Origin of the sequence: Pseudomonas sp. SIMBA_067 (assembly GCF_046534675.1) — a bacterium.
GTDB classification, from domain to species: Bacteria; Pseudomonadota; Gammaproteobacteria; order Pseudomonadales; family Pseudomonadaceae; genus Aquipseudomonas; species Aquipseudomonas putida.
The window spans coordinates 1-274 of sequence record NZ_JAWRYH010000396.1; the positions used below are offsets into that span (position 1 = coordinate 1).

Annotated in this window: 1 protein-coding gene; it reads right to left on the reverse strand. The window is 41.6% G+C overall.

Annotated elements, in window-relative coordinates; all coding sequences use genetic code 11:
* A partial coding sequence (locus SB765_RS29600; RefSeq protein WP_410932487.1) for a nicotinate-nucleotide diphosphorylase occupies window positions 1–274 on the reverse strand: 274 nt, incomplete at both ends.

Here is a 274-nt window from a genome sequence, read left to right on the forward strand (position 1 = left end):
TGGCGTATTTGCTCTGGGGTAAAATTATCTAACATTATGATGTCGGCGCCAGCGTTAATGGCTTGCTCTAGCTCATCAAACGATTCAACCTCAACCTCTATAGGTTTATCGGCATGATTTAGCTTAGCTTGAGCTACTGCGTTATTAATTCCTCCACAAGCAGCTATGTGGTTTTCTTTAATTAAAAACGCATCAAACAATCCAATTCGGTGGTTTGCACCGCCACCACACTTAACTGCGTATTTTTGCAATGCTCTTAACCCTGGAATGGTTT